The organism is Streptomyces sp. NPDC005303 (assembly GCF_040607335.1).
Classification (GTDB): domain Bacteria; phylum Actinomycetota; class Actinomycetes; order Streptomycetales; family Streptomycetaceae; genus Streptomyces.
The window spans coordinates 264,022-286,213 of the sequence record NZ_JBEXGM010000001.1; the positions used below are offsets into that span (position 1 = coordinate 264,022).

Annotated in this window: 37 protein-coding genes and 1 pseudogene; 33 read left to right on the forward strand and 5 right to left on the reverse strand. The window is 67.1% G+C overall.

The features are described 5' to 3' along the window. Positions 1–171: 171 nt before the first annotated feature. Both ABZT93_RS01255 and ABZT93_RS01260 read left to right on the forward strand, forming a co-directional pair. Entirely contained in the window at positions 172–1,380 is a 1,209-nt protein-coding gene (locus tag ABZT93_RS01255) for an acyltransferase (RefSeq protein ID WP_356097137.1), read from the forward strand. Positions 1,381–1,525: 145 nt separating this feature from the next. After that, a complete protein-coding gene (locus ABZT93_RS01260; RefSeq protein ID WP_356097140.1) occupies positions 1,526–1,828 on the forward strand; it encodes a hypothetical protein in 303 nt (100 codons plus the stop codon). 10 nt (positions 1,829–1,838) lie between these two features. On the opposite strand, the gene ABZT93_RS01265 is transcribed toward ABZT93_RS01260, so the two are convergent. The 5 genes and pseudogenes from ABZT93_RS01265 to ABZT93_RS01285 form a co-directional block, all read right to left on the reverse strand. Beyond that, entirely contained in the window at positions 1,839–2,159 is a 321-nt protein-coding gene (locus tag ABZT93_RS01265; RefSeq protein WP_356097143.1) for a hypothetical protein, read from the reverse strand. 63 nt (positions 2,160–2,222) lie between these two features. Then, positions 2,223–2,870 (reverse strand): annotated as a pseudogene (locus tag ABZT93_RS01270) (helix-turn-helix domain-containing protein). Between the two features lie 187 nt (positions 2,871–3,057). Further along, positions 3,058–3,753, reverse strand: a complete 696-nt coding sequence (locus ABZT93_RS01275) for a VCBS repeat-containing protein (RefSeq protein ID WP_356097145.1) — start codon at positions 3,751–3,753, stop codon at positions 3,058–3,060. Between the two features lie 143 nt (positions 3,754–3,896). Beyond that, on the reverse strand, positions 3,897–4,274 hold the full coding sequence (locus ABZT93_RS01280) for a VapC toxin family PIN domain ribonuclease (protein WP_356097148.1): 378 nt from the start codon (positions 4,272–4,274) through the stop codon (positions 3,897–3,899). After that, complete coding sequence (locus tag ABZT93_RS01285) at positions 4,271–4,489, reverse strand: DUF2191 domain-containing protein (RefSeq protein WP_356097151.1); 219 nt, start codon at positions 4,487–4,489, stop codon at positions 4,271–4,273. The genes ABZT93_RS01280 and ABZT93_RS01285 overlap by 4 nt, the downstream gene beginning before the upstream one ends. Before the next feature lie 453 nt (positions 4,490–4,942). Here ABZT93_RS01285 and rpsJ point away from each other — a divergent pair, with 453 nt between their 5' ends. The 31 genes from rpsJ (at position 4,943) to truA (ending at position 22,164) form a co-directional block, all read left to right on the forward strand. Continuing rightward, on the forward strand, positions 4,943–5,251 hold the full coding sequence (gene rpsJ / locus ABZT93_RS01290) for a 30S ribosomal protein S10 (protein WP_003948644.1): 309 nt from the start codon (positions 4,943–4,945) through the stop codon (positions 5,249–5,251). Positions 5,252–5,268: 17 nt separating this feature from the next. Then, positions 5,269–5,913 (forward strand): 50S ribosomal protein L3, encoded by a 645-nt coding sequence (rplC, locus tag ABZT93_RS01295; protein ID WP_037680411.1) that lies wholly within the window; start codon positions 5,269–5,271, stop codon positions 5,911–5,913. A 5-nt stretch (positions 5,914–5,918) separates the two neighbouring features. Beyond that, entirely contained in the window at positions 5,919–6,575 is a 657-nt protein-coding gene (gene rplD / locus ABZT93_RS01300; RefSeq protein ID WP_057607914.1) for a 50S ribosomal protein L4, read from the forward strand. Then, positions 6,575–6,994, forward strand: a complete 420-nt coding sequence (gene rplW, locus ABZT93_RS01305) for a 50S ribosomal protein L23 (RefSeq protein WP_356097153.1) — start codon at positions 6,575–6,577, stop codon at positions 6,992–6,994. The genes rplD and rplW overlap by 1 nt, the downstream gene beginning before the upstream one ends. A gap of 38 nt (positions 6,995–7,032) precedes the next feature. Further along, the gene (gene rplB, locus ABZT93_RS01310; protein WP_007384068.1) at positions 7,033–7,869 is read left to right on the forward strand and encodes a 50S ribosomal protein L2; all 837 of its coding nucleotides are present in this window, start codon (positions 7,033–7,035) and stop codon (positions 7,867–7,869) included. 12 nt (positions 7,870–7,881) lie between these two features. Then, a complete protein-coding gene (gene rpsS, locus ABZT93_RS01315) occupies positions 7,882–8,163 on the forward strand; it encodes a 30S ribosomal protein S19 (RefSeq protein WP_007384069.1) in 282 nt (93 codons plus the stop codon). Positions 8,164–8,207: 44 nt separating this feature from the next. Beyond that, positions 8,208–8,555 (forward strand): 50S ribosomal protein L22, encoded by a 348-nt coding sequence (gene rplV, locus ABZT93_RS01320; RefSeq protein WP_006604878.1) that lies wholly within the window; start codon positions 8,208–8,210, stop codon positions 8,553–8,555. Further along, positions 8,555–9,388 (forward strand): 30S ribosomal protein S3, encoded by an 834-nt coding sequence (rpsC, locus tag ABZT93_RS01325; RefSeq protein ID WP_020118534.1) that lies wholly within the window; start codon positions 8,555–8,557, stop codon positions 9,386–9,388. The genes rplV and rpsC overlap by 1 nt, the downstream gene beginning before the upstream one ends. 5 nt (positions 9,389–9,393) lie before the next feature. After that, the gene (rplP, locus tag ABZT93_RS01330; RefSeq protein WP_006140905.1) at positions 9,394–9,813 is read left to right on the forward strand and encodes a 50S ribosomal protein L16; all 420 of its coding nucleotides are present in this window, start codon (positions 9,394–9,396) and stop codon (positions 9,811–9,813) included. Then, complete coding sequence (gene rpmC / locus ABZT93_RS01335; RefSeq protein WP_005481220.1) at positions 9,813–10,037, forward strand: 50S ribosomal protein L29; 225 nt, start codon at positions 9,813–9,815, stop codon at positions 10,035–10,037. The genes rplP and rpmC overlap by 1 nt, the downstream gene beginning before the upstream one ends. After that, entirely contained in the window at positions 10,037–10,324 is a 288-nt protein-coding gene (gene rpsQ / locus ABZT93_RS01340) for a 30S ribosomal protein S17 (RefSeq protein WP_007384073.1), read from the forward strand. The genes rpmC and rpsQ overlap by 1 nt, the downstream gene beginning before the upstream one ends. Before the next feature lie 98 nt (positions 10,325–10,422). After that, positions 10,423–10,791 (forward strand): 50S ribosomal protein L14, encoded by a 369-nt coding sequence (rplN, locus tag ABZT93_RS01345; protein WP_003998823.1) that lies wholly within the window; start codon positions 10,423–10,425, stop codon positions 10,789–10,791. A 2-nt stretch (positions 10,792–10,793) separates the two neighbouring features. After that, complete coding sequence (rplX, locus tag ABZT93_RS01350; protein ID WP_003992365.1) at positions 10,794–11,117, forward strand: 50S ribosomal protein L24; 324 nt, start codon at positions 10,794–10,796, stop codon at positions 11,115–11,117. Then, on the forward strand, positions 11,117–11,674 hold the full coding sequence (gene rplE, locus ABZT93_RS01355; RefSeq protein ID WP_007384074.1) for a 50S ribosomal protein L5: 558 nt from the start codon (positions 11,117–11,119) through the stop codon (positions 11,672–11,674). The genes rplX and rplE overlap by 1 nt, the downstream gene beginning before the upstream one ends. Positions 11,675–11,679: 5 nt before the next feature. Continuing rightward, entirely contained in the window at positions 11,680–11,865 is a 186-nt protein-coding gene (locus ABZT93_RS01360) for a type Z 30S ribosomal protein S14 (protein ID WP_003948630.1), read from the forward strand. Positions 11,866–12,075: 210 nt separating this feature from the next. Beyond that, on the forward strand, positions 12,076–12,474 hold the full coding sequence (gene rpsH / locus ABZT93_RS01365) for a 30S ribosomal protein S8 (RefSeq protein ID WP_007384075.1): 399 nt from the start codon (positions 12,076–12,078) through the stop codon (positions 12,472–12,474). A gap of 25 nt (positions 12,475–12,499) precedes the next feature. Next, entirely contained in the window at positions 12,500–13,039 is a 540-nt protein-coding gene (rplF, locus tag ABZT93_RS01370) for a 50S ribosomal protein L6 (RefSeq protein WP_020118535.1), read from the forward strand. Between the two features lie 3 nt (positions 13,040–13,042). After that, the gene (gene rplR, locus ABZT93_RS01375; RefSeq protein WP_007384077.1) at positions 13,043–13,426 is read left to right on the forward strand and encodes a 50S ribosomal protein L18; all 384 of its coding nucleotides are present in this window, start codon (positions 13,043–13,045) and stop codon (positions 13,424–13,426) included. Between the two features lie 39 nt (positions 13,427–13,465). Further along, a complete protein-coding gene (gene rpsE, locus ABZT93_RS01380; protein WP_013001409.1) occupies positions 13,466–14,074 on the forward strand; it encodes a 30S ribosomal protein S5 in 609 nt (202 codons plus the stop codon). Then, on the forward strand, positions 14,074–14,256 hold the full coding sequence (rpmD, locus tag ABZT93_RS01385) for a 50S ribosomal protein L30 (protein WP_005481207.1): 183 nt from the start codon (positions 14,074–14,076) through the stop codon (positions 14,254–14,256). Before rpsE ends, rpmD begins: the two co-directional genes overlap by 1 nt. Before the next feature lie 2 nt (positions 14,257–14,258). Next, entirely contained in the window at positions 14,259–14,714 is a 456-nt protein-coding gene (gene rplO / locus ABZT93_RS01390) for a 50S ribosomal protein L15 (protein WP_003974249.1), read from the forward strand. Positions 14,715–14,890: 176 nt separating this feature from the next. Next, a complete protein-coding gene (secY, locus tag ABZT93_RS01395) occupies positions 14,891–16,204 on the forward strand; it encodes a preprotein translocase subunit SecY (RefSeq protein ID WP_356097157.1) in 1,314 nt (437 codons plus the stop codon). Then, on the forward strand, positions 16,204–16,866 hold the full coding sequence (locus ABZT93_RS01400) for an adenylate kinase (RefSeq protein WP_356097160.1): 663 nt from the start codon (positions 16,204–16,206) through the stop codon (positions 16,864–16,866). The genes secY and ABZT93_RS01400 overlap by 1 nt, the downstream gene beginning before the upstream one ends. 141 nt (positions 16,867–17,007) lie before the next feature. Further along, positions 17,008–17,844 carry a type I methionyl aminopeptidase gene (gene map, locus ABZT93_RS01405; protein WP_356097163.1) on the forward strand — a complete coding sequence of 279 codons (837 nt, stop codon included), beginning with the start codon at positions 17,008–17,010 and terminating at the stop codon, positions 17,842–17,844. Between the two features lie 165 nt (positions 17,845–18,009). Further along, positions 18,010–18,231: a translation initiation factor IF-1 gene (infA, locus tag ABZT93_RS01410; protein ID WP_003948620.1), complete on the forward strand. Its 222-nt coding sequence runs from the start codon at positions 18,010–18,012 to the stop codon at positions 18,229–18,231. A 59-nt stretch (positions 18,232–18,290) separates the two neighbouring features. Further along, positions 18,291–18,404 (forward strand): 50S ribosomal protein L36, encoded by a 114-nt coding sequence (rpmJ, locus tag ABZT93_RS01415; RefSeq protein ID WP_003998809.1) that lies wholly within the window; start codon positions 18,291–18,293, stop codon positions 18,402–18,404. A 186-nt stretch (positions 18,405–18,590) separates the two neighbouring features. Beyond that, positions 18,591–18,971, forward strand: coding sequence for a 30S ribosomal protein S13 (rpsM, locus tag ABZT93_RS01420; RefSeq protein ID WP_352389232.1), 381 nt, complete (start codon positions 18,591–18,593; stop codon positions 18,969–18,971). A gap of 70 nt (positions 18,972–19,041) precedes the next feature. Next, entirely contained in the window at positions 19,042–19,446 is a 405-nt protein-coding gene (rpsK, locus tag ABZT93_RS01425) for a 30S ribosomal protein S11 (protein WP_003956432.1), read from the forward strand. A gap of 143 nt (positions 19,447–19,589) precedes the next feature. After that, positions 19,590–20,612 carry a DNA-directed RNA polymerase subunit alpha gene (locus ABZT93_RS01430; protein WP_003966937.1) on the forward strand — a complete coding sequence of 341 codons (1,023 nt, stop codon included), beginning with the start codon at positions 19,590–19,592 and terminating at the stop codon, positions 20,610–20,612. Between the two features lie 86 nt (positions 20,613–20,698). Beyond that, complete coding sequence (gene rplQ, locus ABZT93_RS01435) at positions 20,699–21,232, forward strand: 50S ribosomal protein L17 (protein WP_356097167.1); 534 nt, start codon at positions 20,699–20,701, stop codon at positions 21,230–21,232. Positions 21,233–21,309: 77 nt separating this feature from the next. Next, a complete protein-coding gene (truA, locus tag ABZT93_RS01440; RefSeq protein WP_356097170.1) occupies positions 21,310–22,164 on the forward strand; it encodes a tRNA pseudouridine(38-40) synthase TruA in 855 nt (284 codons plus the stop codon). The last annotated feature ends 28 nt before the right edge of the window (positions 22,165–22,192 follow it).

Below are 22,192 nucleotides of genomic sequence, written 5' to 3' on the forward strand. Positions count from 1 at the left end.
AGTCGGCGAACTCTGTGGGACGTCTTTTCGAGGCTTCGGCCAACTGTCCGCCCAGGCCGTCCCGAATGTTCTTGTCTGGTCGCTGTGGGTCGGTTGTGAGGGTCGTAGCCTGAGGCGTCCGGTGGCCACTCCCGGCCCGGGATTCCCTCGCAAGGACGGACGGACACGCAGGTGTCGATACAGGACGCGGCGCGCAGAAGGCCGATACCGCGACGGGTCGTCGGCGGACTGCAGCAGCCGCTTCCGCCCCTCTCCGCGCCCGCCTCGCCGGGGCAGCCCGCCCCCGCCGCCCGGCACGCCGCCGTTCGCGACCGCGCCGGCCGCCGGCTGTACGCCATCGACGGCATCCGGCTCCTCGCCGCCCTGATGGTCGCCATGCACCACTACGCCGGCACCCACCGCGTCGACCAGCCCGGCAACCGCATATGGGACCGCCCCGTCTCCGACATCATGCCGACGGTGTTCCGGTTCGCCTCCTACGGCTGGATCGGCGTCGAGATCTTCTTCGTGATCAGCGGCTTCGTGATCTGCATGTCCTGCTGGGGACGTACCCCCCGGCAGTTCTTCACGTCCCGGGTGATCCGGCTGTACCCGGCGTACTGGTTCGCCATCGTCTTCACCACGGCCGTCCTGGCGGCCCTGCCGGGCGTGTGGGACCGCCTGCGCACCCGCGACGTCCTGCTCAACTTCACGATGCTCCAGTCCGGTTCGGGCGTCATGAACGTCGACGGCGTCTACTGGACCCTCTGGTCGGAGCTCCGCTTCTACCTCCTCTTCCTGGTCGTCGTGTGGAGCGGCCTGACCTACCGCAAGGTCGTCGTCTTCTGCTGTGTGTGGGGCGCCGCGGCCATGCTGGCCCCGATCTCGAAGCTCCCCCTCCTCGAACTGGTCGCCAACCCGGAGGGCGCCTGGTACTTCATCGCGGGCCTGTCCCTCTACCTGATGCACCGCTTCGGCCAGGACCTGCTGCTGTGGGGCATCCTCGCGATGGCCTGGCTGATGGGCCAGCGTGAACTCGGCCTCAGGATCGACGAGGTCGAGCATGTGTCGGGGTGGCGAGGGAGCGTGGCGATCTTCACCGTGTTCCTGCTCGCCATGGTGGCCATCGCCCTCGGCGCGACGGACCGCGTCCGCTGGAAGTGGCTGGTGACGGCGGGCGCGCTGACGTACCCCCTCTACCTGATGCACTACGCGGCGGGCACGGCGGTCATCAACCGCCTCCGCGACACCATGGACGCCCGCCTCCTGATCGTCTCCGTCCTCGCCGGCTTCATGCTGCTGAGCTGGCTGGTGCACCGGTTCGTGGAACGGCCGGTGGCGCGGCTGCTGAAGCGGGGGCTGGACACGTCGTTCGCGCGACTGCGGAACGCGAGCGCCTGACGGCGGTGCGAGGCCCGGCGTCCGTACCGGGACCAGACGCCCGGGACCCGACGCCCGCACGGGGACCTGACCTCCGTACGGCGACCGTGCTTTCTGAGTACGAACGCTCATGCGACCGCGGTGGCCCGCGCGCTGTGATGGACCCATGCCGGACCTCACACTCGACGACGACCGCGCGACCGGTGCCTGGGTCGCCCCGCTGCTCTCGACGCTCCTGACCCTGCCCGCCTGTGTGCTCGTCTACTTGGCCGGATTCGAATCGAGCTTCGGCATCGCCTTCCCCGTGCTGCTCGGCGGCTTGGGCCTCGCACTGTTTCTGCTCGCGGCCAGCTGGGCTCTGCCGTGGGAGCGTGGCGGTACGGGCCGTCGGGTGGCGTTCGCGTTCGCGGCGCCGGTGCTGGTGGTGTGCGTGTATGTCGTGTTCGCGGTGCTGGTGGAGTGGCCGTAGGCCACCAAGGTCAGGAATCCGTGTCGCTGACGAGTCGCAGTGCAGGGGGTGGTGGGGCGAACTCGCCGATTTCGAGCGCTGCCTCGCGCCACTGAGCGATGAGTTCGAGGATGCCTTCGCTGTCCTGGCGGTAACCGGGCGGCGGCATGTGGGGGGCGGTCGGCCACATGATGGTGGCGGCGAACCGGACCGCGTGCATGGCGGCGCCCACGTGCGCGTCGACGGACCCGTCCTCCAGACGCCGCAGCGTGTCGAGCCGGGCGGCGGTGTCGAGGAGCTCGGCGTACATCATCGCGTGCGCCCGCGTGCGTACGGTCGTGGGTTCGTCCACGGGGGTCTGCCTCCGGGCCTCGGGTAGGGAGCGGTGTCCTTCAGCTGCGGACCGGCACGTCTGTCAGCTTCCCGAGCCGTGGGTGCCGAGGCCTGCCTCGCGACAGTCGCGGCAGCGGGGGGAAAGCCCCGGTCGCAGCCGTCGCAGTCGGCCATCGGGGGCGGAGGGACGGGGGCGCTGCCCGGTGGCGGGGCGGGAGGCGCCGCGGCAGGAAGGAACTCGGTGAGCCGGTGGGCGAGCAGTCCAGCGGGGTGGCGCAGGGGCTCGCCCGGGAGATTCGAGGTCAGCGAGTGGCGTACGGCTGCGGGGCGCGCACCGCGTGGGGGCGAGTCGCTGGACATCGCGCTCGGCGAGGAGGAAGCGGGGGTCGTCGTGGTGGAGCGTGGCGAGGAGAGCGGTGGCGGCGCGCTGGTTGTACGACACCGTGTGCGTGACGACGCGGCCGTTCGGGAGCCGTTTGCGCACCTGGGCCAGGTAGCCGTGGGCCTTCAGCTCGCGCAGGGCGGCGGCGATACGGGTCTCGCCGTCGGTGAAGCGGTCGGCGAGGGTCTTGATGTCGATGAGGGCCTGGTCGGGCAGCGACTGGATGTGCAGGGCGAGGCCGATCGCGGTGAGCGAGAGCTGTCGGTGCTGGGCGAGGTGGTTGCCGACGACCGTGAACCGGGTCGTGTGTGGTCGCGGCGAGCATATGCCAGCGAACAGGTAGGAAATGCAGCCGAGTTGAGAACCGCCACTCGTACGGGTGACCAGGGGTTCTGTGGAGGTGCGGTGGGGTGAGGTTGGGTTGGTTCTCTCCCCGGTTTTCGTCTGAAGGCTTTGATCACGCGTGGGTCCGGGCGGTGGAGCACCGGCACGTGGCGGACCGCGTTCCGGTGCGGCAGCGACGTTTTCGCGTCCTTCACCTCGGTGCGAAGCGTGGCGCGCACGACGTAGAGGGCGAGACGGAAGGGTCGGCCGGGGCTCTTGAGTCGGGCTTCTGATCACCGCCACCGCCACCGCCACCGCCACCGGGCCCGAGGCTGGGGCTGGGGCTGACTGTGAGCCCGCCACCCCCAGCCCCCCGACCTAGCCGAACGCCAGTTTTCATGTGTGCCCAGATGTCGGGGATGCCGTCAGCCGTGACGTCGGGGATGGCGAGCATGCGGGGCATATCGGTCGGCGACCAGCCGCTCGCGGCGTACTCGGTGTCCTTGTCGGCCGACGATGCGGCGGCTGTGGCGAGGGAGAGGACGTCGAGTCCCTTGCCCGCCGAATCGGCTTTGCCCTGGCGCAGCAGGGCGCGGCCGCTGGTGGAGCGGTAGAGCAGGTCGGCGATGCCGTCGCCGGTGATGTCGGAGACGCTGACCAGGTCACGGCTGGGCCAGGCGGTGCCGTCGTTGAGCAGCCGGGCGCTGGAGAAGGACGCCCCGGTGTAGCCCGTGAAGGCCCAGAACTGGGTGCCCGCGGTGACGAACAGGTCGGGGCGGTCGTCGCCTGTGACGTCGCCGGCCGAGAGGATCTGGTCGAAGGCGGAGGGGGCGGGGACGTCGACGCTCGAGCCGCTGGTGTCGGTGCCCTTCGCGGGCAGCAGGATCGGCAGGCGGGCGCAGGCCACCCTCCCCGCCACCCCGGGCGGCCTCTTCACCCCGTGCGACTCGCTACTGAACCTTGCTCGCCCACCGAACGGAAGCCCCGGCCAAGCACGCCGATGACTTCAATGGCGACGGCAACCGCGACTACGTGATGGGCGGCAGCGGATCATTCGGGCCGGACTTTCGCGAGCGCCGCGAAGCCGTCGTCGGCGTGGAGCAGCGTCAGGCCGTGGTGGTCGGCGGTGGGCGCGATCAGGATGTCGAGCGGGGACGGGCCTCGGTGATGGCCGATCCGCACCAGGTCGCGCTGGACCTCTATGACCTTGGGCCACGGGTCGTCGACCGCCGGCACCCAGCCGAAGGTCTGGCCGAGCATGGTGAAGAAGGGCTCGAAGTCGCGGTCGGCGCGCAGTCCTGGCATCAACTCGGACTCCACCGGAGGGCAGACGGCCACCAGGCCGCGGGCGACCCGGTCCGGCCAGGGCGCGGCGAGTTGTCCACACAGGGGTCGCCGCACGGCGGAGGTGTCGGCGAGGTAGCTCACAGCCCTGCTTGTTCCCTGGCTTCCAGGACGTCGAAGTCGAGGAACGCGTCGGCGTTCGCCGGAAGCCAGCGCAGCGCGCGGGCCCGGTCGTCGGCGCTGATCGATGCCGCTATGGCCAGGGCCCTGTTGATGGTGTCCCGCTTGGTCTTGGTGCCGAGCTGCTGCTGGGGGAAGGTCACCATGGCGTCGTCGACGTCGGTCAAGGTCCTGGACATGGGAGCCTCCCGCAAGACCGCGAACCGCCGGCAACCGCCCGACCGGGACCGCCGACGCGCCCCGGCGGCGCACCTGTGTTTGATCTGGGTCACTCCCGGGGTAAGGTCTCCGGCTCGATTGGCCAGGCCCCGTCCCCGTATGGCAGACTAGCGGGGTTGCTCGGTCGAGTGTTGATGCTGCGCGCCTCCCGCCGGGAGGCCTGGAAGCGAGTCCCACAGTACTCGTCGCCCTAACTGCCCTACGGCAGCGCTGGGGCGGACGTACGGGAATCTTCCGGGAAGTGGAGTGCGGCACTGGCCAGGCGCCCGGTGAACCTCTTTCCCAGATCAGGGATGTTCGAACAAGGGACATCTGTGTCAGTGAGAGTGCGACACACCCGACCGCGTGGGTCGGAGGAAGTCACGGAACACCGGGTTCCAGAGCTGTAAAAGAGACAGGACTACGGAGTAGCCATGGCGGGACAGAAGATCCGCATCCGGCTCAAGGCCTACGACCACGAGGTCATCGACTCCTCGGCGAAGAAGATCGTCGAGACGGTGACGCGCACTGGTGCGTCGGTCGCGGGCCCGGTGCCGCTGCCCACTGAGAAGAACGTGTACTGCGTCATCAAGTCGCCGCACAAGTACAAGGACTCGCGCGAGCACTTCGAGATGCGCACGCACAAGCGCCTGATCGACATTCTCGACCCGACCCCCAAGACCGTTGACTCTCTGATGCGACTCGACCTCCCGGCCGGTGTCGACATCGAGATCAAGCTCTGAAGGCCGGTGATCTGAGAATGGCTAAGCAGATCAAGGGCATCCTGGGCGAGAAGCTCGGCATGACGCAGGTGTGGGACGAGAACAACCGTGTTGTTCCGGTCACCGTCGTCAAGGCCGGCCCCAATGTCGTGACCCAGGTCCGCACGAACGACGCCGACGGCTACGAGTCCGTCCAGATCGCGTTCGGCGAGATCGACCCGCGCAAGGTGAACAAGCCCCTCAAGGGCCACTTCGCCAAGGCCGACGTCACTCCCCGCCGCCACCTCGTCGAGATCCGTACCGCTGACGCCAGCGAGTACACCCTCGGCCAGGAGATCACCGCTGAGGTGTTCGAGGCCGGCCTCAAGGTCGACGTGACCGGCAAGAGCAAGGGCAAGGGCTTCGCCGGTGTCATGAAGCGTCACAACTTCAAGGGCCTCGGCGCCGGTCACGGCACCCAGCGCAAGCACCGCTCGCCCGGTTCCATCGGTGGCTGCGCCACCCCGGGCCGCGTGTTCAAGGGCCTCCGCATGGCGGGTCGTATGGGCAACGAGCGGGTCACCACCCAGAACCTGACCGTTCACGCCGTTGACGCGGAGAAGGGCCTGCTGCTCATCAAGGGCGCGGTTCCTGGTCCGAACGGCGGCCTCGTCCTGGTCCGCACCGCGGCCAAGGGGGCCTGAGGACTATGAGCACCATTGACATTCTGTCGCCCTCCGGCGACACCGCCGGGACCGTTGAGCTCCCGGCCGAGATCTTCGACGTCGAGAAGATCAGCATCCCGCTGCTTCACCAGGTCGTCGTCGCGCAGCTGGCCGCCGCCCGTCAGGGCACGCACAAGGTCAAGCGTCGTGGCGAGGTCCGCGGTGGCGGCAAGAAGCCCTACCGCCAGAAGGGCACCGGCCGCGCCCGTCAGGGTTCGACCCGTGCGCCGCAGTTCGCCGGTGGTGGCGTCGTCCACGGCCCCACGCCGCGTGACTACTCGCAGCGGACCCCCAAGAAGATGAAGGCCGCGGCCCTGCGCCACGCCCTCACCGACCGGGCCCGCAACAACCGCATCCACGTCGTCTCCGGCGTCATCGAGGGCGAGTCGCCTTCGACGAAGGCCGCCAAGACGCTCTTCGGCAAGATCAGCGAGCGCAAGAACCTGCTGCTCGTCATCGACCGTGCCGACGAGGCCGCGTGGCTGTCCGCCCGCAACCTGCCCCAGGTCCACATCCTGGAGCCGGGCCAGCTGAACACGTACGACGTTCTCGTCTCGGACGACGTGGTCTTCACCCAGGCCGCTTTCGAGTCCTTCGTGTCTGGCCCCAAGGCCGCTGACACCGAAGGGAGCGAAGCCTGATGGCTACGCGTCACCCGAGCATCGCCTCGAAGGCCGCCAAGGCCAAGAAGGTCGCGCGCGTCGCCAAGGCGCGTCGCCACGAGGCCGAGGGCAAGAACACCGTCGTCACCGCGCCCAGCAAGGCGTTCACGGACCACCGTGACGTCCTGCTGAAGCCGGTCGTGTCCGAGAAGAGCTACGCGCTTCTCGACGAGGGCAAGTACACGTTCATCGTGGCCCCGGGCGCCAACAAGACCCAGATCAAGCAGGCCGTCCAGGCGGTCTTCTCGGTCAAGGTCACCGGCGTCAACACGATCAACCGCCAGGGCAAGCGCAAGCGGACCCGCACCGGCTTCGGCAAGCGTGCCGACAGCAAGCGCGCGATCGTGACCCTTGCCGAGGGCGACCGTATCGACATCTTCGGCGGTCCGTCCGCGTAAGCGGGTCGGATCGTCCGATATCGGACGAGGACTGAGAAATGGGAATCCGCAAGTACAAGCCGACTACGCCGGGCCGTCGTGGCTCCAGCGTCGCCGACTTCGTCGAGGTCACGCGGTCCACGCCGGAGAAGTCGCTGGTCCGCCCGCTGCACAGCAAGGGCGGCCGTAACAACGCCGGTCGTGTGACCGTTCGCCACCAGGGTGGCGGACACAAGCGCGCCTACCGAGTGATCGACTTCCGTCGTCACGACAAGGACGGCGTGCCGGCGAAGGTCGCGCACATCGAGTACGACCCCAACCGCACCGCGCGCATCGCGCTGCTGCACTACGCGGACGGCGAGAAGCGCTACATCCTCGCCCCGCGCAACCTGCAGCAGGGTGACCGCGTCGAGAACGGTCCCGGGGCCGACATCAAGCCGGGCAACAACCTGGCGCTCCGCAACATCCCGGTCGGTACCACGATCCACGCGATCGAGCTCCGTCCCGGTGGCGGCGCCAAGTTCGCCCGCTCCGCCGGTGCCTCCGTGCAGCTGCTGGCGAAGGAGGGCACCATGGCCCACCTTCGTATGCCCTCCGGTGAGATCCGCCTGGTCGACCAGCGCTGCCGCGCCACGGTCGGCGAGGTCGGCAACGCCGAGCAGAGCAACATCAACTGGGGTAAGGCCGGCCGCAAGCGCTGGCTGGGCGTCCGCCCGACCGTTCGCGGTGTGGCGATGAACCCGGTTGACCACCCCCACGGTGGTGGTGAGGGCAAGACCTCCGGTGGTCGCCACCCGGTCAGCCCCTGGGGTCAGAAGGAGGGTCGTACTCGTTCGCCGAAGAAGGCTTCGAACAAGTACATCGTCCGCCGCCGCAAGACGAACAAGAAGCGCTAGGAGCGGGTTTAGATGCCGCGCAGTCTCAAGAAGGGGCCCTTCGTCGACGACCACCTGATCAAGAAGGTGGACGCCCAGAACGAAGCCGGTTCCAAGAACGTCATCAAGACCTGGTCCCGTCGCTCGATGATCGTCCCGGCCATGCTCGGCCACACGATCGCGGTGCACAACGGCAAGACCCACATCCCGGTGTTCGTCACCGAGTCGATGGTCGGCCACAAGCTCGGCGAGTTCTCGCCGACGCGCACCTTCCGGGGTCACGTCAAGGACGACCGGAAGTCGAAGCGCCGCTAAACGCGGATCGCATTCAGACACGTAAGTAACTGAGAGGGACAACCATGGAAGCCAGGGCCCAGGCGCGGTACATCCGCGTTACGCCCATGAAGGCCCGCCGCGTGGTGGACCTTATCCGTGGCATGGACGCCACGGAGGCTCAGGCTGTTCTGCGATTCGCTCCGCAGGCAGCCTCAGTGCCCGTCGGCAAGGTGCTCGACAGCGCCATCGCCAACGCCGCGCACAACTACGACCACACCGACGCCGGCAGCCTCGTCATCTCCGAGGCGTACGTCGACGAGGGCCCGACCCTGAAGCGGTTCCGGCCGCGCGCCCAGGGCCGTGCCTACCGGATCCGCAAGCGGACCAGCCACATCACCGTGGTCGTCAGCAGCAAGGAAGGAACCCGGTAATGGGCCAGAAGGTTAACCCGCATGGGTTCCGGCTCGGTGTCACCACGGACTTCAAGTCCCGGTGGTACGCCGACAAGCTGTACAAGGACTACGTCAAGGAAGACGTCGCCATCCGTCGGATGATGACGTCCGGCATGGAGCGCGCCGGCATCTCGAAGGTGGAGATCGAGCGCACCCGTGACCGTGTGCGTGTGGACATCCACACCGCTCGTCCGGGCATCGTCATCGGCCGCCGTGGCGCCGAGGCCGACCGCATCCGCGGTGACCTCGAGAAGCTCACGGGCAAGCAGGTCCAGCTGAACATCCTCGAGGTCAAGAACCCCGAGACCGACGCTCAGCTGGTTGCCCAGGCCGTCGCCGAGCAGCTCTCCTCCCGCGTCTCCTTCCGCCGCGCCATGCGTAAGAGCATGCAGTCGGCGATGAAGGCCGGCGCCAAGGGCATCAAGATCCAGTGCGGTGGCCGCCTCGGTGGCGCCGAGATGTCCCGCTCGGAGTTCTACCGCGAGGGCCGTGTGCCCCTGCACACGCTCCGCGCGAACGTGGACTACGGCTTCTTCGAGGCCAAGACGACCTTCGGCCGCATCGGTGTGAAGGTCTGGATCTACAAGGGCGATGTCAAGAACATCGCCGAGGTCCGCGCCGAGAACGCTGCTGCCCGCGCCGGCAACCGCCCGGCCCGTGGTGGCGGCGGCGCCGACCGCCCGGCCCGTGGTGGCCGTGGCGGCGAGCGCGGCGGTCGCGGTCGTAAGCCGCAGACGGCTCCCGCTGCCGAGGCCCCCAAGGCCGAGGCTCCGGCTGCCGCTCCGGCTGAGAGCACCGGAACGGAGGCCTGACCGAAATGCTGATCCCCCGTAGGGTCAAGCACCGCAAGCAGCACCACCCGAAGCGCCGCGGTCAGGCCAAGGGCGGTACGACGGTCTCGTTCGGCGAGTACGGCATTCAGGCCCTCACGCCGGCGTACGTGACCAACCGTCAGATCGAGGCGGCCCGTATCGCCATGACCCGCCACATCAAGCGTGGCGGCAAGGTCTGGATCAACATCTACCCGGACCGCCCGCTCACGAAGAAGCCTGCCGAGACCCGCATGGGTTCCGGTAAGGGTTCGCCGGAGTGGTGGATCGCGAACGTGCACCCGGGCCGGGTCATGTTCGAGCTGTCCTACCCCAACGAGAAGATCGCCCGTGAGGCCCTGACTCGCGCCGCTCACAAGCTGCCGATGAAGTGCCGGATCGTCAAGCGCGAGGCAGGTGAAGCGTGATGTCGGCCGGTACCAAGGCGTCCGAGCTGCGCGAACTGGGTGACGAGGAGCTGCTGAACAAGCTCCGCGAAGCCAAGGAAGAGCTGTTCAACCTCCGCTTCCAGGCGGCGACGGGTCAGCTCGAGAACCACGGTCGGCTCAAGGCCGTCCGTAAGGACATCGCGCGGATCTACACCCTGATGCGTGAGCGCGAGCTGGGCATCGAGACGGTGGAGAGCGCCTGATGAGTGAGAGCAACGTGACTGAGCAGACTGCAGAGGCCCGCGGCTTCCGCAAGACCCGTGAGGGTCTCGTCGTCAGCGACAAGATGGACAAGACCGTCGTCGTCGCCGTCGAGGACCGCGTCAAGCACGCGCTGTACGGCAAGGTCATCCGCCGTACCAACAAGCTCAAGGCGCACGACGAGCAGAACGCTGCCGGCGTCGGCGACCGGGTCCTCCTCGCGGAGACCCGCCCGCTGTCGGCGACCAAGCGCTGGCGCGTCGTCGAGATCCTCGAGAAGGCCAAGTAATTCCTGCGGCCAACCCCGCAGGTCAGTTCCGCCAGGCTCGGCAGGGGCGCTCGTACTGAGGCCCCTGCCGGGAACCGGCAGACAAACAGGAGATAGACGTGATCCAGCAGGAGTCGCGACTGCGTGTCGCCGACAACACTGGTGCGAAGGAGATCCTTTGCATCCGTGTGCTCGGTGGCTCCGGTCGCCGCTACGCGGGCATCGGTGACGTCATCGTCGCCACCGTCAAGGACGCGATCCCCGGTGGCAACGTGAAGAAGGGTGACGTCGTCAAGGCGGTCATCGTTCGCACCGTGAAGGAGCGCCGCCGTCCGGACGGCTCGTACATCCGCTTCGACGAGAACGCCGCCGTCATTCTGAAGAACGACGGCGACCCTCGCGGCACCCGTATCTTCGGCCCCGTCGGCCGTGAGCTGCGCGAGAAGAAGTTCATGAAGATCATCTCGCTCGCGCCGGAGGTGCTGTAAGCATGAAGATCAAGAAGGGCGACCTGGTCCAGGTCATCACCGGTAAGGACAAGGGCAAGCAGGGCAAGGTCATCGCGGCCTTCCCCCGCGAGGACCGCGTCCTGGTCGAGGGTGTCAACCGGGTCAAGAAGCACACCAAGGCCGGCCCGACCGCTCGCGGTTCGCAGGCCGGTGGCATCGTCACGACCGAGGCGCCGATCCACGTCTCCAACGTCCAGCTGGTCGTTGAGAAGGACGGCAACAAGGTCGTCACGCGTGTCGGTTACCGCTTCGACGACGAGGGCAACAAGATCCGCGTTGCCAAGCGGACGGGTGAGGACATCTGATGGCTACCACCACGACTCCGCGTCTCAAGACGAAGTACCGCGAGGAGATCGCGGGCAAGCTGCGCGACGAGTTCAAGTACGAGAACGTCATGCAGATCCCCGGTCTCGTCAAGATCGTGGTCAACATGGGTGTGGGCGACGCCGCCCGCGACTCCAAGTTGATCGACGGCGCGATTCGCGACCTCACCACGATCACCGGTCAGAAGCCGGCCGTCACCAAGGCCCGTAAGTCCATCGCGCAGTTCAAGCTGCGTGAGGGCCAGCCGATCGGTGCCCACGTCACGCTTCGTGGCGACCGCATGTGGGAGTTCCTGGACCGCACCCTGTCGCTCGCGCTGCCGCGCATCCGCGACTTCCGTGGTCTGTCCCCCAAGCAGTTCGACGGCCGTGGCAACTACACCTTCGGTCTCACCGAACAGGTCATGTTCCACGAGATCGACCAGGACAAGATCGACCGTACCCGGGGCATGGACATCACCGTGGTGACCACGGCGACCAACGACGCTGAGGGCCGCGCGCTCCTTCGTCACCTCGGCTTCCCCTTCAAGGAGGCGTGAGCGAGATGGCGAAGAAGGCTCTGATTGCCAAGGCTGCTCGCAAGCCCAAGTTCGGTGTACGTGGCTACACGCGCTGCCAGCGCTGCGGCCGTCCGCACTCCGTGTACCGCAAGTTCGGCCTGTGCCGCGTGTGCCTTCGTGAGATGGCTCACCGTGGCGAGCTGCCGGGCGTGACCAAGAGCTCCTGGTAATCCCCCACTTGGGGATTCCCGAAGCTCTCGGTAAGTAAAGGGCAGTGTCAGGTGCCCACCCCTCCATGGCTTAGGCTAGGAGGGTTGGGCGCCTGGACGCCCATACGACTTACTACGCCGTAGGTCCACCGCACCGCACCCGCCTCGTCTCGGATCGAGGAGAGGGATGGGCACCTGGAAACCCCGGCGAGAGAGGCCGAAGGCCAATTCATGACCATGACTGATCCGATCGCAGACATGCTTACGCGTCTGCGGAACGCGAACTCGGCGTACCACGACTCTGTGACGATGCCGGCGTCCAAGATCAAGTCTCACATCGCGGAGATCCTCCAGCAGGAGGGCTTCATCACGGGCTGGAAGGTCGAGGACGCCGAGGTCGGCAAGAACCTCGTTCTCGAGCTGAAGTTCGGCCCGAACCGTGAGCGCTCCATCGCGGGCATCAAGCGGATCTCCAAGCCCGGTCTCCGGGTTTACGCGAAGTCCACCAACCTGCCGAAGGTGCTCGGCGGCCTGGGCGTGGCGATCATCTCCACGTCGCACGGGCTCCTCACCGACAAGCAGGCCGGCAAGAAGGGCGTAGGCGGAGAAGTTCTCGCCTACGTCTGGTAGCGGAAAGGAATCGGAGGAAACAGCTATGTCGCGTATTGGCAAGCTCCCCATCACGGTTCCCGCCGGCGTGGACGTCACCATCGACGGCCGTACGGTCTCGGTCAAGGGCCCCAAGGGTTCCTTGAGCCACACCGTCGCTGCGCCGATCGACATCGCCAAGGGTGAGGACGGCGTTCTCAACGTCACCCGCCCCAACGACGAGCGTCAGAACAAGGCCCTGCACGGCCTGTCCCGCACGCTGGTGGCGAACATGATCACCGGCGTGACCCAGGGTTACGTGAAGAAGCTCGAGATCAGCGGTGTCGGTTACCGCGTGCAGGCCAAGGGTTCGAACCTCGAGTTCGCTCTCGGCTACAGCCACCCGATCACCGTCGAGGCCCCCGAGGGCATCACCTTCAAGGTGGAGGCCCCCACCCGGTTCTCGGTCGAGGGCATCGACAAGCAGAAGGTCGGCGAGGTTGCGGCCAACATCCGCAAGCTGCGCAAGCCCGACCCGTACAAGGCCAAGGGCGTCAAGTACGAGGGCGAAGTCATCCGCCGCAAGGTCGGAAAGGCGGGTAAGTAAGCCATGGCATACGGACAGAAGATCCTGAAGGGCGACGCCTACAAGCGCGCCGCGATCAAGCGCCGTCACATCCGGATCCGGAAGAACATCTCCGGTACGGCGGAGCGTCCCCGTCTGGTCGTTACCCGCTCCAACCGCCACATCGTGGCCCAGGTGATCGACGACATCAAGGGTCACACCCTGGCGTCGGCGTCCACCCTGGACACCACGGTCCGCGGTGGCGAGGGCGACAAGTCCGCGCAGGCCAAGCAGGTCGGTGCCCTGGTCGCCGAGCGCGCCAAGGCCGCCGGTGTCGAGGCTGTCGTATTCGACCGTGGTGGCAACCAGTACGCCGGGCGCATCGCCGCCCTGGCGGACGCCGCCCGCGAAGCCGGCTTGAAGTTCTGAGCCGTTCGTAGCTAGCGGAAAAAGAGAGAGGTAATTCCAATGGCTGGACCCCAGCGCCGCGGTGGCGGTGCCGGTGGCGGCGAGCGGCGGGACCGGAAGGGCCGTGACGGCGGCGCTGCTGCCGCCGAGAAGACCGCGTACGTTGAGCGCGTTGTCGCGATCAACCGCGTCGCCAAGGTTGTGAAGGGTGGTCGTCGCTTCAGCTTCACTGCGCTCGTCGTAGTGGGCGATGGCGATGGCACCGTCGGTGTCGGTTACGGCAAGGCCAAGGAGGTGCCGGCCGCCATCGCCAAGGGTGTTGAGGAGGCCAAGAAGCACTTCTTCAAGGTCCCCCGTATCCAGGGCACCATCCCGCACCCGATCACGGGTGAGAAGGCGGCGGGCGTCGTCCTGCTCAAGCCGGCGTCCCCCGGTACCGGCGTTATCGCCGGTGGCCCGGTGCGTGCCGTGCTCGAGTGCGCCGGCGTTCACGACATCCTGTCGAAGTCGCTCGGTTCGTCGAACGCGATCAACATCGTGCACGCGACCGTGGAGGCCCTGAAGGGCCTGCAGCGTCCCGAGGAGATCGCGGCTCGCCGTGGTCTGCCCCTCGAGGACGTCGCTCCCGCGGCTCTGCTGCGTGCGCGTGCCGGGGCTGGTGCTGCGTAATGGCTCAGCTCAAGATCACGCAGACGAAGTCGTACATCGGCAGCAAGCAGAACCACCGTGACACCCTGCGCTCCCTTGGTCTCAAGGGCATCAACACGCAGGTCGTCAAGGAGGATCGTCCCGAGTTCCGCGGCATGGTGCACACCGTCCGCCACCTCGTGACGGTCGAGGAGGTCGACTGATCATGGCGGAGAACAACCCGCTCAAGATCCACAACCTCCGTCCCGCCCCGGGCGCCAAGACCGCCAAGACCCGTGTGGGTCGTGGTGAGGCGTCGAAGGGTAAGACGGCCGGTCGTGGTACCAAGGGTACGAAGGCCCGTTACCAGGTTCCGGAGCGCTTCGAGGGTGGCCAGATGCCCCTCCACATGCGTCTTCCGAAGCTGAAGGGCTTCAAGAACCCGTTCAAGACCGAGTTCCAGGTCGTGAACCTCGACAAGCTGGCCGCGCTCTACCCCGAGGGTGGCGAGGTCACCGTCGAGGGTCTGGTGGCCAAGGGTGCCGTTCGCAAGAACAGCCTCGTCAAGGTCCTCGGCCAGGGCGAGATCTCGGTGGCGCTGCAGGTGACGGTCGACGCCGTCTCCGGCTCCGCCAAGGAGAAGATCACCGCCGCCGGCGGCACGGTCACCGAGCTCGTCTGAGCACGATGACCTGAAGCAGTACCCACCGGGGATACCTCACAACGAGGTATCCCCGGTTGGTCGTTCCACGGCAGGCGGCGGCCCGGGTAAGGTGGCCTGCACTGCTTTCCCACATATTCGTCGAACCTCAAGACCGTCACCCTTGACGCAGTAGCGCGGGGGTCGCAGGAGGCACCGTGCTCACCGCGTTCGCCCGGGCGTTCAAGACGCCCGACCTGCGCAAGAAGCTGCTCTTCACGCTCGCCATCATCGTGGTGTACCGCGTGGGTACCCACATTCCGATCCCTGGCGTCAACTACACGGCAGTCCAGCAGTGTGTGACCGAGGCCTCCGGCAACCAGGGCCTCTTCGGCCTGGTCAACATGTTCAGCGGTGGCGCGCTGCTGCAGATCACGATCTTCGCGCTGGGCATCATGCCGTATATCACGGCGAGCATCATCCTTCAGCTGCTCACCGTGGTCATCCCGCGCCTGGAAGCCCTCAAGAAGGAGGGCCAGGCCGGTACGGCGAAGATCACGCAGTACACCCGTTACCTGACGGTGGCGCTCGCCATCCTGCAGGGCACCGGCCTGGTGGCCACCGCCCGCAGCGGCGCCCTGTTCTCGGGCTGCACGGTCGCGTCGAGCATCGTCCCGGACCGCGCGATCTTCACCACGATCGTCATGGTCATCACGATGACCGCCGGTACGGCCGTCGTCATGTGGCTCGGTGAGCTCATCACCGACCGCGGCATCGGCAACGGCATGTCGATCCTGATGTTCATCTCGATCGCCGCCACCTTCCCGTCCGCGCTGTGGGCCATCAAGAAGTCGGGCACGCTCGCCGACGGCTGGATCGAGTTCGGCACCGTCATCGCGGTCGGCCTGGTCATGGTCGGTCTGGTGGTCTTCGTCGAGCAGGCCCAGCGCCGCATTCCGGTGCAGTACGCGAAGCGCATGATCGGCCGTCGCTCCTACGGCGGTACGTCGACGTACATCCCGCTGAAGGTCAACCAGGCCGGTGTGATTCCCGTCATCTTCGCGTCGTCGCTGCTCTACATCCCGGCTCTGATCGCGCAGTTCTCGAACGGCAACTCGGGCTGGAAGACGTGGATCGAGCAGAACCTCGTCAAGGGTGACCACCCGATCTACATCACCCTGTACTTCCTGCTCATCGTTTTCTTCGCGTTCTTCTACGTGGCGATCTCCTTCAACCCCGAGGAAGTCGCCGACAACATGAAGAAGTATGGTGGCTTCATCCCGGGCATCCGGGCTGGCCGACCGACCGCTGAGTACCTCTCCTACGTACTCAACCGGATCACCTGGCCGGGTTCGCTGTACTTGGGTCTGATCGCTCTTGTGCCAACGATGGCGTTGGTCGGCTTCGGGGCAAGCCAGAACTTCCCGTTCGGTGGTACCAGCATCCTGATCATCGTGGGTGTGGGCCTCGAAACGGTGAAGCAGATCGAGAGCCAGCTCCAGCAGCGCAATTACGAAGGGTTCCTCCGCTGATGCGTATCGTCCTCGTCGGGCCGCCGGGTGCCGGCAAGGGAACGCAGGCCGCGTTCCTCGCCTCGAACCTGTCGATCCCGCACATCTCCACGGGCGACCTGTTCCGCGCCAACATCAGCCAGCAGACGGACCTCGGCAAACTCGCGAAGTCCTACATGGACGCGGGCAACCTGGTTCCGGACGAGGTCACCATCGGGATGGCCAAGGACCGTATGGAGCAGCCCGACGCCGTGAACGGCTTCCTGCTCGACGGCTTCCCGCGGAACGTCTCGCAGGCCGAGGCGCTCGACGAGATGCTGCAGCACGAGGGCATGAAGCTGGACGCTGTGCTGGACCTCGAAGTACCCGAGGAGGAGGTCGTCAAGCGCATCGCCGGCCGCCGCATCTGCCGCAACGACTCGGCGCACGTCTTCCACGTCTCGTACAAGGCGCCGAAGCAGGAAGGCGTCTGTGACGTCTGCGGCGGCGAGCTGTACCAGCGCGACGACGACTCCGAGGAGACGGTCCGCAAGCGCCTGGAGGTCTACCACACCCAGACCGAGCCGATCATCGACTACTACAAGGCCCAGGGCCTGGTGGTCACGATCTCGGCGCTCGGCAAGGTGGAGGACGTCACCGCCCGCGCCATGGAGGCCCTCAAGCGCGAGGACCACGTCGCGTAGCGGTTCTTCCGAGCACGACAGCCGCGGTTCCCTTCAGAGGGGGCCGCGGCTGCTGTGTGGGTGCACGTATCGTTGAAGGCGCCTTGTCGAAGGCGTCCGTCCACCGCCAGGTTTCCCCGGTTCCAGAAAGGCTCCCGCCGCATGGTGCAGATCAAGACCCCCGAGCAGATCGCCAAGATGCGCGAGGCGGGGCTGGTCGTCGCCGCCATCCACGCGGCGACCCGAGAGGCCGCGGTGCCCGGGGCCACGACCAGGGATCTCGACCAGGTCGCGCGCAAGGTCCTCGCGGAGCACGACGCCAAGCCGAACTTCCTGGGGTACGGCGGCTTCCCGGCCACGATCTGCACCTCCGTGAACGAGGTCGTCGTCCACGGCATCCCGTCCGACGAGGTCGTCCTCAAGGACGGCGACATCATCTCCATCGACTGCGGCGCGATCATCGACGGCTGGCACGGGGACGCGGCCTACACCGCGTTCGTGGGCTCGGGTCACGCTCCGGAGCTGCTCGAGCTCTCGCGGGTGACCGAGGAGTCCATGTGGGCCGGCATCGCGGCGATGAAGCAGGGCAACCGGCTCGTGGACGTCTCCCGGGCCATCGAGACGTACATCCGCCGCCAGCCGAAGCCGGGCGGCGGGCGCTACGGGATCATCGAGGACTACGGCGGCCACGGCATCGGCACCGAGATGCACATGGACCCGCATCTGCTGAACTACGTCGACCGGCGCCGGGGCAAGGGGCCGAAGCTGGTCACCGGGTTCTGCCTGGCGATCGAGCCGATGGTGTCCCTGGGCACGCCGCGGACGGAGGTCCTGTCGGACGACTGGACCGTCATTACGACGGACGGCACCTGGTCGTCCCACTGGGAGCACTCGGTCGCGCTGACGGAGGAGGGCCCGCTGGTGCTGACGTCTCCCGACGGGGGGAAGGCGAAGCTCGCGGAGCACGGCGTGGCCGCGGCTCCGGATCCGCTCGCTTAACGATCTACGTTCTGGGGCATGCATCCTCGATTCGTCTTTCCAAGGTCCCTGACGTAGACTGACTCGTCGGCTCTCGTGCACCCGCATGTCCGCATGCGCCCTGAAGGGAAACCTGCAGGGAAAGGCAAGGGAGTCGATCAAGGTAGTCGATTCGAAGGGCGAAGCGTGGCCAAGAAGCAAGGTGCCATCGAGATCGAGGGCACTGTCGTCGAGTCTCTTCCGAACGCCATGTTCAAGGTCGAGCTCCAGAACGGCCACCAGGTCCTGGCTCACATCAGCGGCAAGATGCGTATGCACTACATCCGTATCCTCCCTGACGACCGGGTCGTGGTGGAGTTGTCTCCGTACGACCTGACACGTGGCCGGATCGTCTACCGGTACAAGTAGATCTTGCCCGCATCCCGCTGCGGCGGGGTGGTGGCACTGACCCGGAGAACCTCAATCCCATGAAGGTCAAGCCGAGCGTCAAGAAGATCTGCGACAAGTGCAGGGTGATCCGCCGTCACGGTCGGGTCATGGTCATTTGCGAGAACCCGCGCCACAAGCAGCGCCAGGGCTGACGCAGGACCGAACCCTCTGCTCTCGCAGGGATTCGCGCGACGCAAGCTGAATTGTTCATACGCAGGGCCCAGACGTACTCCGTCTGACACCCCCGGTTCGGAGGCCGGGGACCCAGTTCGTACCTGGTACGGCGGCTGGGAACCGGCTCTGCGGAAGACCTCCGAAGATCACCAGGAGCCATTGAAGTGGCACGCGTTTCCGGTGTTGACATCCCGCGCGAAAAGCGCGTGGAGGTCGCCCTGACCTACGTGTTCGGCATCGGCCGGACCCTTTCGCAGAAGACGCTGGCCGAGACCGGCGTCAACCCGAACACCCGCGTTCGCGACCTCTCCGAGGAGGAGCTCGTCGCGATTCGTGAGTACGTCGACAACAACCTCAAGACCGAGGGTGACCTCCGTCGCGAGGTCCAGGCCGACATCCGCCGCAAGGTCGAGATCGGCTGCTACCAGGGTCTGCGCCACCGCCGTGGACTGCCCGTCCGTGGTCAGCGCACCAGCACGAACGCTCGTACCCGCAAGGGCCCGCGTCGCGCCATCGCCGGCAAGAAGAAGCCGGGCAAGAAGTAGTCCTCAGCGGACAACGCTTCATCAGCGGTCTTCGCTGTAGGACCGACCACCTCCCCGTAGGAGTTTGTAGATGCCCCCCAAGGGTCGTCAGGGCGCTGCCAAGAAGGTGCGCCGCAAGGAAAAGAAGAACGTCGCTCACGGGCACGCCCACATCAAGAGCACGTTCAACAACACGATCGTCTCGATCACGGACCCCTCGGGCAACGTGATCTCCTGGGCCTCCGCCGGCCACGTCGGCTTCAAGGGCTCGCGCAAGTCCACCCCCTTCGCCGCGCAGATGGCCGCCGAGTCGGCCGCCCGTCGCGCGCAGGAGCACGGCATGCGCAAGGTGGACGTGTTCGTCAAGGGTCCCGGCTCCGGCCGTGAGACCGCGATCCGCTCCCTCCAGGCCACCGGCCTCGAGGTCGGCTCGATCCAGGACGTCACCCCCACCCCGCACAACGGCTGCCGTCCGCCCAAGCGCCGCCGCGTCTGAGGCTCGGTTGTCTTGAGGTTGCGGGCGGTACGGCTCTTCGGGGCGGTGCCGCCCGTACCCTTGCAGTACCCCGCACTTTCGCCGGTGCGGGTCCGTCGGGCGTCAAATAGCGGGCGTCCACGAAAGAAGGATCTGATCCACACATGCTGATCGCTCAGCGTCCGTCACTGACCGAAGAGGTCGTCGACGAGTTCCGCTCCCGGTTCGTCATCGAGCCGCTGGAGCCGGGCTTCGGCTACACCCTCGGCAACTCCCTCCGCCGCACCCTCCTGTCGTCGATCCCCGGTGCCGCTGTCACCAGCATCCGCATCGACGGCGTCCTGCACGAGTTCACCACCGTGCCGGGCGTCAAGGAGGACGTCACCGACCTGATCCTCAACATCAAGCAGCTGGTCGTCTCCTCGGAGCACGACGAGCCGGTCGTGATGTACCTGCGCAAGCAGGGCCCGGGTCTGGTCACCGCCGCCGACATCGCGCCCCCGGCCGGTGTCGAGGTGCACAACCCCGACCTCGTCCTCGCCACGCTCAACGGCAAGGGCAAGCTGGAGATGGAGCTCACGGTCGAGCGTGGCCGCGGTTACGTCTCCGCCGTGCAGAACAAGCAGGTGGGCCAGGAGATCGGCCGTATCCCGGTCGACTCCATCTACAGCCCCGTGCTCAAGGTCACGTACAAGGTCGAGGCGACCCGTGTCGAGCAGCGCACCGACTTCGACAAGCTGATCGTCGACGTCGAGACCAAGCAGGCGATGCGTCCCCGTGACGCCATGGCCTCCGCCGGTAAGACCCTGGTCGAGCTGTTCGGTCTCGCCCGCGAGCTGAACATCGACGCCGAGGGCATCGACATGGGCCCGTCCCCCACGGACGCCGCCCTTGCCGCCGACCTGGCGTTGCCGATCGAGGAGCTGGAGCTCACGGTCCGCTCCTACAACTGCCTCAAGCGTGAGGGCATCCACTCCGTGGGTGAGCTCGTCGCCCGCTCCGAGGCCGACCTCCTGGACATCCGCAACTTCGGTGCGAAGTCCATCGACGAGGTCAAGGCGAAGCTGGCCGGCATGGGCCTGGCCCTGAAGGACAGCCCGCCCGGATTCGACCCCACGGCCGCTGCGGACGCCTTCGGCGCCGACGACGACGCGGACGCGGGTTTCGTGGAGACCGAGCAGTACTGATCGGTCGTTTGCCGGTGAGCATCCGCTCATCGGGTTCCTGACCCCGGTACCTGATACGGCCGGGGCAGACACACAGGAGAGAGAACATGCCGAAGCCCACCAAGGGTGCCCGTATGGGCGGCAGCGCCGCGCACGAGAAGCTGCTCCTCGCGAACCTCGCGAAGAGCCTCTTCGAGCACGGTCGCATCACCACCACCGAGGCGAAGGCGCGCAAGCTGCGTCCGTACGCCGAGCGTCTGATCACCAAGGGCAAGAAGGGCGACCTTCACAACCGCCGCCAGGTGCTTCAGGTGATCACGGACAAGAGCGTCGTCCACACGCTCTTCACCGAGATCGGCCCGCGCTACGAGAACCGTCCCGGTGGCTACACCCGCATCACCAAGATCGGTAACCGTCGTGGCGACAACGCGCCCATGGCTGTCATCGAGCTGGTCGAGGCGCTGACGGTCGCGCAGGCCGCGACGGGTGAGGCCGAGGCCGCCACCAAGCGTGCCGCCAAGGACGCCGAGGCTGCTCCGGCCGCCGAGGAGACCAAGGTCGACACCACCAAGGCCGACGAGGCCGAGGCTCCGGCCGAGCCCGCCGCGGACGCGGCTGAGGGTGACGCCAAGGACGCCTGACGCTTCCGCGTCGTGACGGGCCCGTCCCTTCGGGGGCGGGCCCGTCTCGCATTTCACGTTCCTGAGAGGATCCAGGGGTGAGCGACGAAGTACAGCCCGGTCATGTCCGTGTCCGCCTCGACCTCTCCTATGACGGAACCGAGTTCTCCGGATGGGCCAAGCAGGCCGGGGGACGGCGGACCGTACAGGGGGAGATCGAGGACGCCCTGCGGACCGTGACGCGGTCGAAGGACGTGACGTACGAACTGACCGTGGCCGGGCGGACGGACGCCGGGGTGCACGCGCGGGGGCAGGTGGCGCATGTGGATCTGCCCGAGGGGCTGTGGGCGGAGCATGGCGAGAAGCTGCTGAAGCGGCTGGCGGGGCGGTTGCCGAAGGATGTGCGCGTGTGGAGGCTCACCGAGGCGCCGACAGGGTTCAACGCGCGGTTCGCCGCTCTGTGGCGGCGGTACGTCTACCGGGTGGGGGACCGGCCCGGTGGGGTGGATCCGTTGCTGCGCAACCATGTGCTCTGGCACGACTGGGAGCTGGACGTGGCCGCCATGGACGCCGCCGCCAAGTCCCTCGTCGGGGAGCACGACTTCGCGGCGTACGCGAAGAAGCGTGAGGGAGCGACGACGATCCGCGAGATCCTCGACTTCGGGGTGCGGCGGCGGACGGACGCGGTCGTGGAGATCGAGGTCCGGGCCGATGCCTTCTGCCACAACCAGGTGCGGTCCATGGTCGGCGCGCTGCTGTTCGTGGGGGACGGGCACCGGGGTGTGGAGTGGCCGCGGAAGGTGCTGGACGCGGGTGTCCGGGACAGTGCCGTCCATGTCGTACGGCCGCACGGGCTGACCTTGGAGGAGGTCGGCTATCCGGCGGACGAGTTGCTGGCGGCGCGGAACAAGGAGGCGCGGAACAGGCGGTCGTTGCCGGCGGCCGGGCGCTGAACCGGCTGCGGGCAACGACCGGAGCCCG